At 68.0% G+C, this 16,916-nt stretch carries 15 protein-coding genes; 2 read left to right on the forward strand and 13 right to left on the reverse strand.

The features are described from left to right. Nucleotides 1-39: 39 nt before the first annotated feature. Entirely contained in the window at nt 40-459 is a 420-nt protein-coding gene (locus ACLKM7_RS12475) for a rhodanese-like domain-containing protein (protein WP_436447486.1), read from the forward strand. A gap of 7 nt (nt 460-466) precedes the next feature. On the opposite strand, the gene ACLKM7_RS12480 is transcribed toward ACLKM7_RS12475, so the two are convergent. The 6 genes from ACLKM7_RS12480 to ACLKM7_RS12505 all read right to left on the reverse strand — a co-directional run bounded on the left by ACLKM7_RS12480 (nt 467) and on the right by ACLKM7_RS12505 (nt 6,504). Continuing rightward, on the reverse strand, nt 467-1,273 hold the full coding sequence (locus ACLKM7_RS12480; RefSeq protein WP_436447487.1) for a PP2C family protein-serine/threonine phosphatase: 807 nt from the start codon (nt 1,271-1,273) through the stop codon (nt 467-469). A gap of 56 nt (nt 1,274-1,329) precedes the next feature. Continuing rightward, on the reverse strand, nt 1,330-1,794 hold the full coding sequence (locus ACLKM7_RS12485; protein WP_436447488.1) for a cytochrome c oxidase subunit 4: 465 nt from the start codon (nt 1,792-1,794) through the stop codon (nt 1,330-1,332). Continuing rightward, nucleotides 1,795-3,558 (reverse strand): aa3-type cytochrome oxidase subunit I, encoded by a 1,764-nt coding sequence (ctaD, locus tag ACLKM7_RS12490; protein ID WP_436447489.1) that lies wholly within the window; start codon nt 3,556-3,558, stop codon nt 1,795-1,797. A gap of 2 nt (nt 3,559-3,560) precedes the next feature. Beyond that, nucleotides 3,561-4,454 carry an aa3-type cytochrome oxidase subunit II gene (gene ctaC, locus ACLKM7_RS12495; protein WP_436447490.1) on the reverse strand — a complete coding sequence of 298 codons (894 nt, stop codon included), beginning with the start codon at nt 4,452-4,454 and terminating at the stop codon, nt 3,561-3,563. Between the two features lie 170 nt (nt 4,455-4,624). After that, on the reverse strand, nt 4,625-4,999 hold the full coding sequence (gene erpA / locus ACLKM7_RS12500) for an iron-sulfur cluster insertion protein ErpA (RefSeq protein WP_436447491.1): 375 nt from the start codon (nt 4,997-4,999) through the stop codon (nt 4,625-4,627). A 104-nt stretch (nt 5,000-5,103) separates the two neighbouring features. Next, complete coding sequence (locus ACLKM7_RS12505) at nt 5,104-6,504, reverse strand: dipeptidase (protein WP_436447492.1); 1,401 nt, start codon at nt 6,502-6,504, stop codon at nt 5,104-5,106. A 47-nt stretch (nt 6,505-6,551) separates the two neighbouring features. On the opposite strand from ACLKM7_RS12505, the gene ACLKM7_RS12510 reads away from it, so the two are divergent. Beyond that, nucleotides 6,552-7,148 (forward strand): DUF3043 domain-containing protein, encoded by a 597-nt coding sequence (locus tag ACLKM7_RS12510; RefSeq protein WP_436447493.1) that lies wholly within the window; start codon nt 6,552-6,554, stop codon nt 7,146-7,148. A 28-nt stretch (nt 7,149-7,176) separates the two neighbouring features. On the opposite strand, the gene ACLKM7_RS12515 is transcribed toward ACLKM7_RS12510, so the two are convergent. From ACLKM7_RS12515 to ACLKM7_RS12545, 7 genes are all read right to left on the reverse strand, one after another. Then, nucleotides 7,177-8,202, reverse strand: a complete 1,026-nt coding sequence (locus ACLKM7_RS12515) for a quinone-dependent dihydroorotate dehydrogenase (protein ID WP_436447494.1) — start codon at nt 8,200-8,202, stop codon at nt 7,177-7,179. A gap of 73 nt (nt 8,203-8,275) precedes the next feature. Next, nucleotides 8,276-8,770: a transcriptional regulator NrdR gene (nrdR, locus tag ACLKM7_RS12520; protein WP_436447495.1), complete on the reverse strand. Its 495-nt coding sequence runs from the start codon at nt 8,768-8,770 to the stop codon at nt 8,276-8,278. Nucleotides 8,771-8,782: 12 nt separating this feature from the next. Continuing rightward, the gene (hisD, locus tag ACLKM7_RS12525; protein ID WP_436447496.1) at nt 8,783-10,132 is read right to left on the reverse strand and encodes a histidinol dehydrogenase; all 1,350 of its coding nucleotides are present in this window, start codon (nt 10,130-10,132) and stop codon (nt 8,783-8,785) included. Nucleotides 10,133-10,183: 51 nt separating this feature from the next. After that, complete coding sequence (locus ACLKM7_RS12530; RefSeq protein WP_436447497.1) at nt 10,184-11,254, reverse strand: hypothetical protein; 1,071 nt, start codon at nt 11,252-11,254, stop codon at nt 10,184-10,186. Nucleotides 11,255-11,368: 114 nt separating this feature from the next. Beyond that, complete coding sequence (dnaE, locus tag ACLKM7_RS12535) at nt 11,369-14,839, reverse strand: DNA polymerase III subunit alpha (protein WP_436447529.1); 3,471 nt, start codon at nt 14,837-14,839, stop codon at nt 11,369-11,371. A gap of 382 nt (nt 14,840-15,221) precedes the next feature. Further along, a complete protein-coding gene (locus ACLKM7_RS12540; protein WP_436447498.1) occupies nt 15,222-16,298 on the reverse strand; it encodes a hypothetical protein in 1,077 nt (358 codons plus the stop codon). After that, the gene (locus ACLKM7_RS12545; protein WP_436447499.1) at nt 16,273-16,878 is read right to left on the reverse strand and encodes an RNA polymerase sigma factor; all 606 of its coding nucleotides are present in this window, start codon (nt 16,876-16,878) and stop codon (nt 16,273-16,275) included. Before ACLKM7_RS12545 ends, ACLKM7_RS12540 begins: the two co-directional genes overlap by 26 nt. Between the last annotated feature and the right edge of the window lie 38 nt (nt 16,879-16,916).

A 16,916-nucleotide genomic window follows, 5' to 3' on the forward strand; every position in this document is an offset into this window, starting at 1 on the left:
GCCGCCGAGCACGGCGATGGTCCTCCATAGGGTGAAGACATGACTGATGCGCTGACGTACTTCTCCACGAAACTCGCCCTCGAGACGGATGCCTCGGACGTGTATGCGGCGCAGAAGGCCGGGGAGGAGTTCGTGATCGTCGACGTGCGCAGCGACGAGGCGTGGGCACAGGGGCGCATCCCGGGCGCTGTCCATATGCCGTACCGCGAGATCGTGGATCGCGCTGCTTCTGAGATCGATCGCGCCACGCCCGTCGTGGTGTACTGCTGGAGTCCGGGCTGCAACGCCGGCGCCAAGGGCGCTCTGGAGTTCGCAAAGCTGGGGTATGCCGTCAGGGAGATGATCGGCGGCTACGAGTACTGGGTCCGCGAAGGCCAGCCGACCGAGAACGACGGCGGCGCCCTCCCCCGGGTGTTCGACTCCCAGGTGATGGTCGTACGCGCGCCAGCAGCCGTCTGAGCGCCGCTCAGGCGGATTCGAGCCCCTCCATGAATCGATCCGTCGCCGCCCCGTAGAAGGCGGGCTCAGCCGAGATGCCCTCGGCGAGCTGCCCCGGAATGACGTCGGCGATGACCACGGTGACGTTGTCGAACGTGCCGGCTTCCAGCGCGCGATCGACGCAGGCACGCGCGGCATCCTCCGGGCGAGCGTGAGCCGCCACAAGCGTCAGGATCTCGGCATCCGGCACGTAGTCAGACAGTCCGTCGCTGCACAGCAGCCAGCGGTCGCCCGATCGCGGCTCGAGCTCCACGATCGCGGGCTCATCGCGCTCGGCACCGCTCAGCGATGCGGTGATCACGTTCCGGCGAGGATGGGATGCCGCATCCTCCTCTGCCACGATCCCCCGGTCGACCAGAGCCTGAACCAGGGAGTCGTCTCGGGTCTGCCGAGTCAGCACGCCATCCCGCAGCCGGTAGGCGCGCGAGTCGCCGGTGTGCGCGAGCAACAGCGCTCCTGCTCCTGAGACGAACAGTCCGGTGAAAGTCGTGGCCATCCCCGACAGTGACGGATCCCGCTCGACGTGCGCACGCAGATCCCAGTTCGCGGCACGCACGCTCGCCGCCAACTGCTCCGTCTCGAGGCCCGTCGGGCGTCCGGCAGCCAGCCTGTGCACGAAGGCCGCCGACGCGAGGTCACCTGCCGGTCCCCCGCCGACGCCGTCCGCGACGGCGACGCCCCACGACGCGGTGAAGGCCGCGTCCTGGTTGACCAGGCGGTGCGCGCCGACGTCCGAGACGGCAGCCGACAGCAGGACGACGTGAGGCTCCATCATGGATGGAGCCTCACGTCGGTGAATCGGCACGACCGAGAGATCAGATTCGAGCCAGGTCAGCGTGCGAAGTAGCCGCGGTAGTACTCGTACACCCAGCCGACGATCGCGACGACGAACACCGCCAGGCCGATCGGCATGAGCCACGTCCCGACCGCGAGCCCGATCATCGCGAGGGCCGCCGAGAACGCGAGGACGATGGGCCACCACGACCACGGGCTGAACTCACCGAGCTCGGGGTCGCCGTCGTCGATGTCGGCCGTGAGGACGTCTTCGGGAAGCTCGCCGCCCTGCGCTTTGTGCACCTTGCCGATGTAGAACGCGATCAGGGCGCCCATGAAGGCGGTGAACAGCAGTGCGACACTGCCGACCCATTCGATCGAGAGCGTCACGGTCTCCCAGTAGGACTGACCGCCGGTGGCGTTGGTGTCCCAGTGCGAGATGAGGTTCCATCCGGTGTACAAGACGAAGACCACGAAGAAGAAGGCGGCGAGGAGCCACCACAGTCCGGCGTTGGTGCGCACTTACTTCACCTCTCCCTCGGCGAGGTCGGCAACCGGGGCTTCGGGCGCGTCCTTCGCCGGTCCGACGCCGACGGGAATGCCGGCTTCGGGGTGGTTCAGGTCGAACGCGGGGCGCTCACTGCGGATGCGCGGGATCGACGTGAAGTTGTGGCGCGGCGGCGGGCAGGAGGTCGCCCATTCCAGCGACGCACCGTAGCCCCACGGGTCGTTCACGGTCACCCTTGGTGCCTTGCGCGCGGTGATCCACACATTGAACAGGAACGGGATCATCGAGGCGCCGAGCAGCATCGCGCCGATCGTCGACACCTGGTTCTGCCAGGTCCAGCCGTCGGCGGCCGAGTAATCCGCGTAGCGGCGGACCATGCCGTCCACGCCGAGCCAGTGCTGGATGAGGAAGGTCATGTGGAAGCCGATGAACAGCATCCAGAAGTGGACGTACCCGAGCCGCTCGTTGAGCATCTTGCCGGTCCACTTCGGCCACCAGAAGTAGAAGCCGGCGAACATCGCGAAGACGACCGTTCCGAACACCACGTAGTGGAAGTGCGCCACGACGAAGTAGGAGTCCGACAGGTGGAAGTCCAGCGGCGGCGAAGCCAGGATCACGCCGGTGAGCCCACCGAAGACGAACGACACCAGGAAGCCGAGGGCGAACACCATGGGCGTTTCGAACGTCACCGAACCGCGCCACATGGTGCCGATCCAGTTGAAGATCTTCACACCCGTCGGCACCGCGATCAGCATCGTCATGAGCGCGAAGAACGGCAGCAGCACGGCGCCTGTGACGTACATGTGGTGAGCCCACACGGCGACCGACAGAGCCGCGATCGCGATGGTCGCGTAGACGAGCGTCTTGTATCCGAAGATCGGCTTACGGCTGAACACCGGGAAGATCTCCGACACGATGCCGAAGAACGGCAGCGCGATGATGTACACCTCAGGGTGCCCGAAGAACCAGAACAGGTGCTGCCACAGCAGCACACCGCCGTTGGCGGGGTCGTAGATGTGGGCGCCGAGAACGCGGTCGGCGGCGGCCGCCAGGATCGCCGCGGCGAGCACGGGGAACGCCATCAAGATCAGGATGCTGGTGACCAGCGTGTTCCACGAGAAGATCGGCATGCGCCACATGGTCATGCCGGGTGCGCGCATCGTGATGATGGTCGTGATGAAGTTCACGGCACCGAGGATGGTGCCGAAGCCGCTCATACCGAGACCGAGCATCCAGAGGTTGCCTCCGGCACCGGGTGAGAAGGTCGCTCCGGCCAGCGGCTGATAGGCGAACCATCCGAACGAGGCCGCACCCTGGGGCGTCAGGAAGCCGGCGACGGCGATCGTCGAGCCGAACAGGAACAGCCAGAAGGCGAAGGCGTTCAGACGCGGGAAGGCGACGTCGGGCGCGCCGATCTGCAGCGGCAGGATCGCGTTCGCGAAACCCGCGAACAGCGGGGTCGCGAACATGAGCAGCATGATCGTGCCGTGCATCGTGAAGAGCTGGTTGTACTGCTCCTTCGTCGGCACGATCTGCATGCCGGGCTCGAAGAGCTCAGCGCGGATGATGAGCGCCATCACTCCGCCCAGCAGGAAGAAGATCACCGATGCGATGAGGTAGAGGTAGCCGATCGTCTTGTGGTCCGTGGAGGTGATCCACTTGACGATGATGTTGCCCTTCTGCTCCACGCGCGTGGCGCTGAGCAGTGCGGCCTGACGCGGCGGCAGGGTGGTCGGGCGACCCTGCGTCGTCTCCTCGAGCGGAAGCGTCGTCGCCATGATCAGTTGTCTCCCTCTTCGTCCTCAGGCGTCCCACCCGTGCCCGGCTGGTTCTGCAGACGGTCGTAGGCGTCGTTGATGTCGCCCGTCTGGTCGGCGTCGCGGAGCGTCTCGAGGTAGTCCTCGTATTCTTCGGCGCTCACGACCTCGACGTTGAACAGCATCATCGAGTGGTACTCGCCGCACAGCTCGGCGCACTTGCCGGCGTACGTGCCCTCCCGGGTCGGCGTGAAGGACCAGTAGTTGTCCTTCCCGATGTACATGTCCTTCTTGTACAGGAAGTCGATGATCCAGAACGAGTGGATGACATCGCGCGACTGCAGCTTGATCTTCACGCTCTGGTCGACCGGGAGGACGAGCGTGGGCAGCTCGCTGATCACGTTGCCCTGCGCGTCCGTCTGAGCTTGGACGCCCATCGTCCAGACGGTGTCCTCGTCGGTCTCGCCGTCGTACTGGAAGTCCCACGACCACTGCTTGCCGATCGCGGTGATCTCGACATCAGGATCCTCGAACTGCGTCTCGAGGATCGTCTGGTCGCGCGCGGTGAAGGCGAAGAAGCCGATAACGAGGATCAGCGGCACGATCGTGTAGAAGATCTCGATCGGCATGTTGTACCGCAGCTGCACCGGCAGTCCGCGCTGTCCCTTGCGGCGGCGGTACGCGATCGCCGCCCAGCCCATGAGGCCCCACGTGATGACGCCGACGACGAGCAGCACGATCCACGAGTTGACCCACAGGCCCGCGACCATGTCGGTGCGGTCGGTGGTGGGCTGGCCGCTCTCGATGAAGCCGGGAAGGTAGCCGTGCAACTCCGTCGGGGTGCATCCGGCGAGGACTGCAGCCGTTGCGATCCCGAGTGGGAGAACGGCCCAGCGGATACGGCGTTTCGAAGGCACGGTGCACCTTTCCGGATCGCGAACAGGACTCTGGCCAGTCTAGGGCAAGCGCCCAGTGGATTCAGGCCAACCGCTCAGGTTGAATCCTGCTCGCAGCATGGAAAAAGGCGGGCCCGGGCGCCTTTTGAAGCGCCCGGGCCCGCCGGAAAAGTACCCGCGTCGTCAGCCGGTCAGTGGAAGCTGTCGCCGCACGCGCAGCTGCCCGCGGCGTTCGGGTTGTCGATCGTGAAGCCCTGCTCCGAGATCGTGTCCTTGAAGTCGATCATCGCCCCGTCCAGGTACGGAACGCTCATGTCGTCGACGATCACCTCGACGCCGTCGAAGTCGACGGTCTTGTCGCCGTCGAGGTGGCGCTCGTCGAAGTACAGCTGGTAGATCAGGCCGCTGCACCCGCCGGGCTGGACGGCCACCCGCAGTCGCAGGTCGTCGCGTCCTTCCTGCGAGAGCAGGTTCTTGACCTTCAGCGCGGCGGCGTCGGTCAGCTGCACACCATGCTCACGGCTGGGCGCCTGAGTCTGGTCAGTCGTCAGTGCGGTGTCGGTCATGGCACTCCTCCGGACGGGCCGCCCGGGATGATGGGTCCGTGTGGGCAGCGGGATGCGTCGATTCTACGCGCGCCCACCGTGAGGCGGCTCCGAACCCGGCGTGTTCATGCATCCGCCGTGCGCGCGTCGAGCTTCTCCAGCAGCAGCGCCTCCGAGAGCACGGCGTTTCGGAACGTCTCCAGATGCAGCGACTCGTTGGGGCTGTGCGCCTTGGCGTGGGGATCCTCGACACCTGTCACGAGGATCTGCGCACCCGGGAATTCCCGCACGAGATCCGCGATGAACGGGATGGAACCTCCGACGCCGATGTCGACCGACTCGACGCCGTACCCCTCGTGCAGTGCCTCGCGTGCTGCTTCGACCGCCCAGCCGGACGTGTCGACCAGGAACGCGTCGCCGAAGTCGTGATCCGAGAACTCCAGCTGAGCACCGAACGGCGCGTGGGCGCGCAGATGCTCCTCGATGGCGGCGTACGCATCGCGGGCCGTCTGGCCGGGCGCGATCCGCGCGCTGATCACGACGGAGATCTCGGGGCTGAGGGTGTTGGAGGCGTTGACGACGCTCGGCGCGTCGATCCCGGTGACCGTGATCGACGGCTTGTTCCAGATGCGGCTGAGGATCGTGCCTCGGCCGACCGGCGACACGCCATCGGGAAGACCGGCCTCATCACGCAGGGTCTCTTCGCTGTACGGCGGGGTCTCGGCATCCCGCTCCGTCAGTCCCGCGACGGCGACCGCGCCGTCTTCGTCCCACAGGGTCGACAGAAGCTTCACCGTCGCCATCATCGCGTCAGGCACCGCTCCCCCGAACATGCCGGAGTGCGACGCGTGCTCCAGCGTCTTCACGCGCATCGTGAACCGCGTGTTGCCGCGCAGCGAGACGGTGAGGGCCGGCGTCTTGTCGTCCCAGTTACCCGAGTCCGCCACGACGATCACGTCGGCGCGCAGCGCGTCGGCGTTGTCGGTGAGGAACTGCGCGAACGAGCGCGATCCCGCTTCCTCCTCACCCTCGAAGTACAGTGCGACGCCCAGATCGAAGTCGTCGCCCACGGCCTCCTTGAGGGCGCGCAGGGCGGCGACGTGCGCCATGATGCCGGCCTTGTCATCTGCGGCGCCCCGCCCGTAGAGGCGACCGCCGCGCACCGTGGGCTCGAAGGGAGGCGACTCCCACACCGCCTCGTCGCCGACGGGCTGCACGTCGTGGTGCGCGTAGAGCAGGATCGTCGGGCGCCCGTTGCGCGCCGCCCGCGTGGCCAGCACTGCCGGGTTGCCCTGCTCCCCCGTGCCCGGGATCCCCGCCGTGCGGATCTCGACGCTCTCGAAGAGCCCGGTCTCACGCACGAGAGCCGCGACCGCCTCCGCGCTGCGCTGCACCTCGGCCGGGTCGAAGCCCGGGAAGGCGACGGACGGAATCCGCACCAGTCGGCCCAGATCGGCGATGGCGGAGGGGATGCCGGATGCCGCGGCTTCGCGCACAGCATCCTGTCGGGAGAGCTCAGAGGTCATGCGGGTAATCTTAAGGCCACCCCATTTCCTGACTCCAAGGAACACCCGTGGCCAAGACACCCGCAGCATCCGCCCCGAACGAGGCCCCCTCCGAGGGAACCGTTCTCAACGGCGCACCCGTCGGCGGCGCCACGACGAAGGGTCGACCCACCCCCAAGCGCTCGGAGCAGGAGGCCGCCCGCAAGCGCCCTCTCGTCGCCGACACCAAGGAGGCCAAGGCCCGCGCCCGCGCCGATCTGGCCGCGCAGCGCGAGAAGGCCCGCCTCGGCATGGCCGCCGGCGACCCGCGTTACCTCCCAGCGCGCGACCAGGGTGCACAGCGCAAGTTCGTGCGCGACTGGGTCGACGCCGGCTGGCACCTCGGCGAGGCCGTGATGCCCGCGATGGTGCTGGTCATCCTCGCGACGTTCATCCCGGCACCCGCCGTGCAGTACTACGCCTTCATCGGGCTGTGGATCTTCATCCTGTTCGTGATCGGCGACATGGTGATCACCTCGATCGCCGTCAAGCGCGCCGTCAAGCGCAAGTTCGGCGAGGGCAAGCTGGAGAAGGGCCTCGGCTGGTACGCGGCGATGCGTACGGTGCAGATGCGGTTCCTGCGCCTGCCGAAGCCGCAGGTCAAGCGGGGCCAGAAGCCCGCCTGACCGGTCTCCGCCGGCCAGAGGCCGCGCCTCAGCTCCGCTTCGCGAGCCCTCGGTTTATCTGACGCGCCCAGAGCGGCCCGCGGTAGAGGAACGCGGTGTACCCCTGCACCAGGGTGGCGCCCGCATCCAATCGCTCCTGCACGTCGGCGGCGGTCTCGACGCCGCCCACCGAGACGACGCAGAAGTCCGCGGGCACCGCCGCACGCACGAGACGGAGCACCTCGAGTGAGCGCGCCCTGAGCGGCGCTCCTGACAGTCCGCCCACGCCGGCGGCCACGACGGTCGCCGGATCGGTCGCGAGACCTTCGCGCGAGATCGTCGTGTTGGTCGCGATGAGGCCGGCGAGGCCGAGTTCGACGGCGAGCTGTGCGACCGCCTCGACCTCGTCGTCCGCCAGGTCGGGCGCGATCTTCACCAGGAGCGGGGTTGCGCCTGCGGCGTCGCGCACCGCTTGCAGCAGCGGGCGAAGAGTCTCGACTGCCTGCAAGCCTCGCAGTCCCGGCGTGTTGGGCGACGAGACGTTGACCACGAGGTAGTCGGCCAGCGGCGCGAGCAGCGAGGCGCTGCGCACGTAGTCGGCGGTCGCCTCTGCGACGTCGACGACGCGGCTCTTGCCGATGTTGACGCCGAGCACCGCGCGACGCGAACGACGCCGGAGCCGGCGCAGCCGCGCGGCAGCTGCCTCGGCTCCGTGATTGTTGAAGCCCATGCGATTGATCACCGCGCGGTCGGGGATCAGCCGGAAGAGGCGCGGCCGCGGGTTGCCCGGCTGCGGGATCGCCGTGAGGGTGCCCACCTCGACGTGGCCGAAGCCGAGCGCGAAGAGACCGGCCGCGCCCTTCACGTCCTTGTCGAAGCCGGCTGCCACACCGAAGGGCGACTCGAAGCGAAGCCCCAGCACCGATGTCGCCAGTTCGGGCGCCGGCCGGGTGAGTACGCGCGCCGCCCACGAGAACGGTGGGACGCCCAGCACCCGGATCACCGCCATCGCCGCGTGGTGAGCCGACTCGGGATCCATGCGCGAGAGCACGGTGCGGAAGAGGAGCGGATACATCCCGTCCAGGCTATCCGGTCGCACAGCACCGTCAGGATGCGGCGGCGGCTGGGTCGTGTGCGCCTGCTGTGTGTCAGTCCACCGTGGCCGTGTCGTCTGCGGTATCGGCGACTCGGGCCCGGCTGTGGTCGACCCGCAGCTGCTCGATCGCCGCCTCGAAGTCCTCGAGAGAGTCGAATGCCTGGTAGACACTGGCGAACCGCAGGTACGCCACTTCATCGAGGTCGCGCAGCGGGCCGAGGATCGCCAGTCCGATCTCGTTCGCGTCCAGCTGGGACGCGCCCGTCTGCCGGATGCTCTCCTCGACGGTCTGCGCGAGCACGGCGAGATCGGCCTCGGTGACCGGACGGCCCTGACAGGCCTTGCGCACGCCCGACATGACCTTCTCACGGCTGAACGGCTCGATCACGCCGGAGCGCTTGATGACGTTCAGGCTCGCGGTCTCGACGGTGGTGAAGCGACCGCCGCACTGCGGGCACTGCCTTCGGCGACGGATGCTGAGGCCGTCGTCACTGGTGCGGGAATCGATCACGCGCGAATCGGCGTGGCGGCAGAACGGACAGTGCATGGCAGAGACAGCCTACGCCGTGGCGCCGGCCTGACCCCCGGTCTGGCCCGCGGCGGAGGCGGGCGCGTCGAACCGCGCCGTGATGGCCTCGCCGTGGGCGGGAAGCGCCTCGGCTTCGGCGAGGGTCACGATCGCATCGCGCACGACGGCGAGGGCGGCGCGGTCGTACTCGATGACCTGCTGCGGCCGCAGGAACGTCGCTGCCGACAGGCCGGCCGAATACCGCGCCTGCCCGCCGGTCGGAAGGACATGGTTGCTGCCGGCGAGGTAGTCGCCGAGGCTCACGGGTGTCGCGTCGCCGACGAAGATCGCGCCGGCGTGCACGAAGTCGTCCGGGCGCGGGTTCTCGAGGTGCAGCTCGAGGTGCTCGGGAGCGTACGCGTTGCTGAAGTCCGTGGCCGCTGCGAGATCGTCGACGAGCACGATCGCGGACTGCGGACCCGTGAGCGCCGCCGACACACGCGCGGCGTGGCGGGTCGCTGCGGCCCGGGGAGCGATCTCGGCGAGCACGGCTGCCGCGAGCCGCTCCGAAGTGGTGACGAGCACCGCCGAGGCCTGCTCGTCATGCTCGGCCTGACTGATCAGGTCGGCCGCGACGAGGCGGGCGTCGGCGCTGTCGTCGGCGACGATGAGGATCTCGGTGGCGCCGGCTTCGGCGTCCGTCCCCACCAGCCCTGCCACCGCCCGCTTCGCGGCGGCGACGAAGTTGTTGCCGGGACCGGTCACGACATCGACGGGATCCAGGTCCAGGTCTGCGACGCCGTGGGCGAGGGCACCGATGGCGCCCGCTCCTCCCATCGCGTACACCTCAGTGACCCCGAGGAGGCGGGCGGCACCGAGGATGACCGGGTGCACGCGTCCGCCGAACTCGCGCTGCGGCGGCGAGGCGAGGGCGATCTCCGAGACGCCCGCGACCTGCGCGGGCACCACGTTCATCACGACGCTCGATGGGTAGACAGCCTTGCCTCCAGGCACGTAGAGCCCAACACGACGGACCGGCTGCCAGCGCTGGCTCACGCGGGCGCCGGGACCGAGCTCGGTCACGGCAGGGGCGGGCACCTGCGCCGCGGAGGCCTCGCGCACCCGCTCGATCGCCTGCTCGAGCGCCGACCTCACGGCCGGATCCAGCGAATCGAGGGCCTCGTCGAGGTGGGCCGCGGGGACCCGGACATCGTGACCCGTGACGCCGTCGAAGCGCTCGGCCTGCTCACGCAGTGCCTCGGTCCCGCGTGCGGCGACGTCATCGACGATGCGCGCCGCAGTGGCGAGGGCCTCTTCGCGCGCGGCGGTGGCGCGCGGCAGAGTCGCGAGCAGTTCGGCGTGCGTCAGCTCGCGCCCACGCAGATCGATCGTCCGGAGCATCCGTCTACGGTATCGCGGCCGGCGATGCCATCGGATCGGGAAGACAGCCGTTCAGCCGCGGGTGACCCCGGAGACGTCGTGAAGATAGCCGATACGGCCGTCTTCGTGACGAACGACGAAGGCGTCGCCGCGATCCTCGATGACCAGTGCCCACGCGGTCGGTCCGATGCGGAACACCGGGATGCCGATCTCGTCGACGACGTCTCGCTCCTCGGGAACGAGAGCCCAGAAGGCCTGGTGACGCGGCTGCGCGGCCGGAGCGGCGTCCGCGTCGGTCGCTGACGTCGGCGCCTGCGCCGACTCCCAGGCCTCGGTATCGATGGCGGTCGTCTCGGCCGTCGCCGACCTTGCCGCGGGCGCTGAGTCGGTGGCGTCCGCATGCGTCGCCTCCGCCCCGACGGACTCTTCGCGCAGCGGCTCGCTCGCCGCGGGAGCCGCGGCGTCGATGTCACCGGCGGCGGCTTCGTACGGAGCCGGAGCGGCGGGCGCCGCGGGCGGTGCGTAGTCGGGGTAGGCGCCGTATGCCGCACCCTCGGACGCCGCTTCCGCACGAGGCTGCGCAACCGGGCGAGGCGTCACCGGGCGGACGGGGCGCGCGCTGCGGTGCGCGATGACCTCGGGGCGTCCGCTGAAGTCCTGCGCGAACGGCGCGATGAAGGGTGCGAAGACGGTCAGCAGAACGCCGGCGAGCATGAGGAAGAACTCCACCCACACGACCCACGTCGCGGCGAAGAAGCGCTGGTTGGCAAGTGTGATGAACGAGTTCCAGATCATCGTGAGCCACAGCACCGTCGACACCGAGAACGCGACGGAGGCGAACTGGTCGATGCCCAGCGAACCCACCCGCCGAATTCCCTGCGGTGAGAGGCGCCGAAGCACGATGAGGAAGACGGCGGCTGTGGGAACGCCGATCGTGAGCACCCAGTCGATGCCGTTGCTCCACACCGACGGTCCGCGGCCGATCTCGCCGTAGATCGGGAAGAACGAGACGACGAAGGCGACGAGCCACGTGCCCATCAGGGCGACCTCGCGGATCGAGAACGGCCCCAGTCCGTACTGCGGCGCCTCCTCGGCATCCGCGGTCTCGATGTTCGGTTCCCTCTGGTCCTCAGTCACGATCATCCCTTCCGGCGGGCTTCCGAGGCCCGCGTCGTCCTGATCCTACCCACGCCGTATGAGACGGCGATGAGACGCCACGTGCGTTCCGGCGTATCCGGATCGCTCCACGAAGTCGACTCAGCCGAGACACTGCGGCCCGAGCAGGCCCTTCAGCTCGCCATACAGATCGGGCGTGATGCGCACCGGATGCGGCACTTCGAACACCTTGGCGACGGAGCCGCTGTGGAGCTTCATCGTCACCTCGGTCTGACCTTTATGCCGCTCCAGCATCTGCAGCAGCTCGCCGATCACGGCCTCGCTGGCACGACGCTCCGGCATCACGAGCACCAGACTGCCGGACTCGTCCATCGTGCCGAGATCCGGGCTGAAGGCGGACTGCGCGTGGAGGTTCATGCCGTCGTCGCGACGTGACACGCGCCCCCGCACCACGAGGATCGAATCGGCGACGAGCATGGGGGCGAACTCGGTGTAGGTCTTGCCCATGAACATGACGGTGATCTCGCCGTCGAAGTCCTCGACCGTGATCATTCCGTAGGGGTTGCCGCTCTGCTTGGCGACGCGATGCTGGACGCTCGTGACGAGGCCTGCGATCGTGACCTGGTCACCGTCGCCGACGTCGTCCGACGCGAGCAGGTCGTGGATGCTCGTCGAGGCATGCTTGGCCAGCGGGATCTCGAGGCCCGCGAGCGGGTGGTCGGAGACGTACAGCCCCAGCATCTCGCGCTCGAACGCGAGCTTGTCCTTCTTGTTCCACTCGGGCCGTTCGGGGACCTTGGCCGCCTGCTGCGGCTCGTCGTCGGCCCACAGCGAGTCGAAGTCGAAGCCGACCTCGCCGTTGGCCTCGCGCCGCTTGTCGAGGACCGCTGCCTCGGTGGCGTCCTCGTGTATCTCCATCAATGCGCGCCGCGTCGACCCGAGCGAGTCGAACGCGCCGGCCTTGATCAGCGACTCGACGGTGCGTTTGTTGGCCACATGGACGGGCACCTTTGCTAGGAAGTCGTGGAAGCTCGTGAACCCGTCGTCGGAGCGCGCGGCCACGATCCCGTCGACGACGTTCGTGCCGACGTTGCGCACCGCGCCCAGGCCGAAGCGGATGTCTTCGCCGACGGCGGCGAAGTAGCGGATCGACTGGCCGACGTCGGGCGGCAGCACCTTGATGCCCATGCGGCGGCACTCGTTGAGGTAGACCGCCATCTTGTCTTTGGAGTCGCCCACGCTCGTGAGCAGGGCGGCCATGTACTCGGCCGGGTAGTGGGCCTTCAGGTACGCCGTCCAGTACGAGACCAGTCCGTACGCCGCCGAGTGCGCCTTGTTGAAGGCGTAATCCGAGAAGGGGAGCAGGATGTCCCACAGCGCCGTGATCGCGCCCTCGCCGAAGCCTCGGTCGACCATGCCCTGGTGGAAGCCCTCGTACTGCTTGTCGAGCTCGGACTTCTTCTTCTTGCCCATCGCACGACGCAGGATGTCTGCTTGGCCGAGGCTGAATCCGGCGACTCGCTGGGCGATCGCCATGACCTGCTCCTGATAGATGATCAGGCCGTAGCTGGTGTCGAGGATGTCCTTCAGCGGCTCCTCGAGCTCGGGGTGGATGGGCGTGATCTCCTGTTGGCCGTTCTTGCGCAGCGCGTAGTTGATGTGCGAGTTCGCACCCATCGGGCCCGGGCGGTACAGCGCGATGACGGCCGAGATGTCTTCGAAGTTGTCGGGCTTCATCAGACGCAGCAACGAACGCATCGGCCCGCCGTCCAGCTGGAACACACCGAGCGTGTCACCGCGCGTCAGCAGGTCGTACGAGGCCTGGTCGTCGAGGGCGAGGTCCTCGAGCACGAGGGGGTGGCCGCGGTTTGCCTCGATGTTGTCGAGGGCGTCGTTGATGATCGTGAGGTTGCGAAGCCCCAGGAAGTCCATCTTGATCAGGCCCAGGGACTCGCAGGCCGGATAGTCGAACTGCGTGACGATCTGGCCGTCCTGCTCCCGCTTCATGATCGGGATGATGTCGATCAGCGGTTCGCTGGACATGATCACGCCGGCGGCGTGGACGCCCCACTGGCGCTTGAGGTTCTCCAGGCCGACCGCGGTGTCGAAGACGGTCTTGGCCTCGGCATCCGTCTCGATCAGCGTGCGGAACTCGGATGCCTCTTTGAAGCGCGGATGCTGGGGGTCGAACATGCCCTCCAGCGGCATGTCCTTGCCCATCACGGCCGGCGGCATCGCCTTGGTGAGCCGCTCCCCCATGCTGAACGGGAAGCCGAGGACGCGGCCGGCGTCCTTGAGTGCCTGCTTGGCCTTGATCGTGCCGTAGGTCACGATCTGCGCGACGCGCTCGTCGCCGTACTTCTCGGTGACGTACTGGATCACCTCGCCGCGGCGGCGGTCGTCGAAGTCGACGTCGAAGTCGGGCATCGAGACGCGATCGGGGTTGAGGAATCGCTCGAAGATGAGACCGTGCTGCAGCGGGTCGAGGTCGGTGATCTTCATCGCGTACGCGGCCATCGAGCCGGCGCCCGAACCACGGCCCGGTCCGACGCGGATGCCGTTGCGCTTGGCCCAGTTGATGAAGTCGGCGACCACGAGGAAGTAACCGGGGAACCCCATCTGCGTGATGACGCCGGTCTCGTACTCCGCCTGCTTGCGCACCTCGTCGGAGATGCCGTTCGGGTAGCGCTCGTTGAGCCCGTTCTCGACCTCCTTGATGAACCAGGACTCTTCGGTCTCGCCCTCGGGTACCGGGAAGCGCGGCATGTAGTTGGCGCTCGTGTCGAACTCGACCTCGCAGCGCTCGGCGATCAGCAGGGTGCTGTCGCACGCCTCGGGGTGGTCGCGGAAGACCTGCCGCATCTCGGCCGGCGACTTCACGTAGTAGCCGTCGCCGTCGAACTTGAAGCGCTTGGGATCGTCCAGCGTCGATCCCGACTGAACGCAGAGCAGCGCCGCATGGCTGTTCGCGTCGTGTTGGTGCGTGTAGTGGAGGTCGTTCGTGCCGACCAGGGGGATGTCGAGGTCCTTCGCGATCCGCAGCAGGTCGCTCATGACCCGGCGCTCGATCGAGAGGCCGTGATCCATGATCTCGGCGAAGTAGTTCTCTTTGCCGAAGATGTCCTGGAACTCCGCCGCTGCGGCACGCGCCGCGTCGTACTGACCGAGTCGCAGCCGCGTCTGCACTTCACCGGAGGGGCATCCCGTCGTGGCGATCAGTCCCTTGCTGTACTTCTGCAGCAGCTCGCGGTCCATACGGGGCTTGAAGTAGTACCCCTCGATGCTCGCCTTGGACGACAGCCGGAAGAGGTTGTGCATGCCCTCCGTCGTCTCGGAGAGGAGCGTCATGTGGGTGTACGCGCCCGAACCCGACACGTCGTCGTCGGATTGCTCGGGTGTTCCCCAGCGAACACGCGCCTTGTCGGATCGATGCGTGCCGGGCGTGACGTAGGCCTCGATGCCGATGATCGGCTTGATGCCGGCATCCTTCGCAGTCCGGTAGAACTCGTAGGCCGCGAACGTATTGCCGTGGTCGGTGACCGCGATCGCCGGCATCCCGAGGCGCACCGCCTCTTGCACCATCGGGCCGATGCGGGCCGCCCCGTCGAGCATCGAGTACTCGCTGTGCACGTGCAGGTGAACGAAGGAGTCGGATGCCACGGATCGAGTCTAGGTAAGGCCCAGGACATCGCAGCCGGGCTGGACGGGTGTCGCCGCGACCGCCTGCGAAGCTCGCCTCACCCTCGAGTGGAAGGTGAGTGTCGAGGTTCACTCTCCAGTCGAAGGTGATGGTGCAATCCGAATCTCACGCTCGGATCCGCAGGAGGGGACGGCGAGCGCAACACGCCCGCACAGATCGACGCTCACGGCTCGATGCTCACGGCGGGTGGCCTCCCGCCTCCGCCCCAGCGGATCCGATTCCGTGTCGGCGAGTGCAGACAGCGCCGAGCGGATGCCTCCACCGAGCGCCGTCGCATCCGGATCTCGTCGGCGATCAGGGAGCCGCGTCGACGATCGAGACGGTGGAGACGGTGCGGCTCTGCCAGTCCGGAACGCCGGCGAACGCGACGGGCACGTCGTACTCGCCCATCCCCCAGTGCGTCGACTGGAGGATGTAGCCGCGGTCGGTATCGAGGACGAACTCGACCCGGGCGGGGCCGGCGTCGAAGTCCTGCTCGTACGCCAAGGTCGTCTGCTCCCCCTCCCGCGCCACGACCTCGACGCCGGGGAGGGACGCGAATGCCCGCAGCATGCCGGCGCGAGCGTGCGCCGGCGCGAGATTGAACGACATCAAGTCGCCCATGGTCTCGATGAAGAAGTGCGCCATCCCGTCGGCCTCGCCTTCGGCGCCGTAGCGCTCCTCGAACCACGCCACGACCGCTTCAGCCTCGATCGGCATATCGGCGAACGTCTCGCGGCCGTCCAGATGATACGTCACGACATCGCCGTCACGGCCGCCTTCGACGATGCCTGCGGGGTAGCGCGAGATACCCGCCAGCCCGGCCGTCGCCGGTCCCATTTCGCGGACCCAGACCTCCGACGCCTGAACCGCTTCCGGCCCGACCGCCTCCGCGATCCGATACGGGACCCGCTCGCGGATCCACTCGCCCTCGGGATCGGCCGGCACGTAGATGGTCGACTCGTCTTCGATCAGCAGGACGGCCTCGGCGTCCGCGCGGAACGCGTTGTTGAACCTGGCGCCCTCCGGCATCTGCTCGTCATAGGTGGTCGCCCATGTGAAGGCCGTGCCGATCCGGACGTAGCTTCCGGCGGGCACGTCGGTCTCGGCAGCCCGGATGCTGGCGAGGGCCGCCCTCTCCAGCACCTCCGCGGCGGCGGTCGGCGCGGTGGCCGGCACGGCGACGAGGCCGATCACCATCGCGCCGGCCGCGAGTCCGCCGGCCAGTGCCGATCCTCCGATCCAGTGGGCGGTCCGTCGACGCGCGGGAGCGACATCCCGACGTTCCTCCCGCGCGATCTCACGCAGCAGCGCGTGGCGTGCGGCGTCGAGCCGGCCCTCGTCGAGGGCCGCCCCCGTCCCGATCTCACGCACTCGTTCCATAAGCTCCATCGGTCTCCTCCTTCGCGATCCACGTGAGCCGGACAGACGCGTGCGAACCCGGTGGTGCGAGCTTTCGCCGCACGCGGTTCAGCCGGGACCGCACCGTGCCGACGGGCACACCGAGCGCCACTGCGATCTGCTCGTACGTCAGGTCGCCCCACGCGTAGAGCAGCAGAGTCTCGCGGTCGCGCGTCGACAGGGCGGCTATCCGCGGAGCCAGCCCGCGGACGGCGGCCGAAGCATCCGCCCGATCGCCCGCCGCGTCGATCTCACCGTCATGCACATGGTCGCCGCGAGAAGCGGATTCCTCGAACGAACGCCACTGTCGAGCCTCGTCCGCGCGGTGCTTCTTGATCACGCGAGACGCGATGCCGAGCAGCCACGGCTTGGCCGAGTCCCACGTCTCGTCGAAGTCGCGACGACGCCGAAACGCGACGAGCATCGTCTCCCTCAGCACATCCTCGGCCGCATCCGATCCCACGCGCCGCGCAGCGAACGCCCCGATCACTCGTGCGTGCCGTTCGAAGAGCTCCGCGAAGACAGCGGGGACATCGACGGACCGGCGGATGATCTCGCTGTCTGTACTCACAACGAGTATTGCCGGATGCCGCGCAGCCGGTTCACGCG

It is taken from the genome of Microbacterium sp. I2, from assembly GCF_051364985.1.
Lineage (GTDB): Bacteria > Actinomycetota > Actinomycetes > Actinomycetales > Microbacteriaceae > Microbacterium.

Excerpts from the sequence above, each read along its gene's own strand:
- ACLKM7_RS12530 (WP_436447497.1), bottom strand. The coding sequence starts at position 11,254 with ATGATCGTGACTGAGGACCAGAGGGAACCGAACATCGAGACCGCGGAT.
- ctaD (WP_436447489.1), bottom strand. The coding sequence starts at position 3,558 with ATGGCGACGACGCTTCCGCTCGAGGAGACGACGCAGGGTCGCCCGACC.
- erpA (WP_436447491.1), bottom strand. The coding sequence starts at position 4,999 with ATGACCGACACCGCACTGACGACTGACCAGACTCAGGCGCCCAGCCGT.
- ACLKM7_RS12515 (WP_436447494.1), bottom strand. The coding sequence starts at position 8,202 with ATGTATCCGCTCCTCTTCCGCACCGTGCTCTCGCGCATGGATCCCGAG.
- ACLKM7_RS12540 (WP_436447498.1), bottom strand. The coding sequence starts at position 16,298 with ATGGAGCTTATGGAACGAGTGCGTGAGATCGGGACGGGGGCGGCCCTC.
- hisD (WP_436447496.1), bottom strand. The coding sequence starts at position 10,132 with ATGCTCCGGACGATCGATCTGCGTGGGCGCGAGCTGACGCACGCCGAA.
- ACLKM7_RS12480 (WP_436447487.1), bottom strand. The coding sequence starts at position 1,273 with ATGATGGAGCCTCACGTCGTCCTGCTGTCGGCTGCCGTCTCGGACGTC.
- ACLKM7_RS12475 (WP_436447486.1), top strand. The coding sequence starts at position 40 with ATGACTGATGCGCTGACGTACTTCTCCACGAAACTCGCCCTCGAGACG.
- dnaE (WP_436447529.1), bottom strand. The coding sequence starts at position 14,839 with ATGCTCGACGGGGCGGCCCGCATCGGCCCGATGGTGCAAGAGGCGGTG.
- nrdR (WP_436447495.1), bottom strand. The coding sequence starts at position 8,770 with ATGCACTGTCCGTTCTGCCGCCACGCCGATTCGCGCGTGATCGATTCC.
- ACLKM7_RS12505 (WP_436447492.1), bottom strand. The coding sequence starts at position 6,504 with ATGACCTCTGAGCTCTCCCGACAGGATGCTGTGCGCGAAGCCGCGGCA.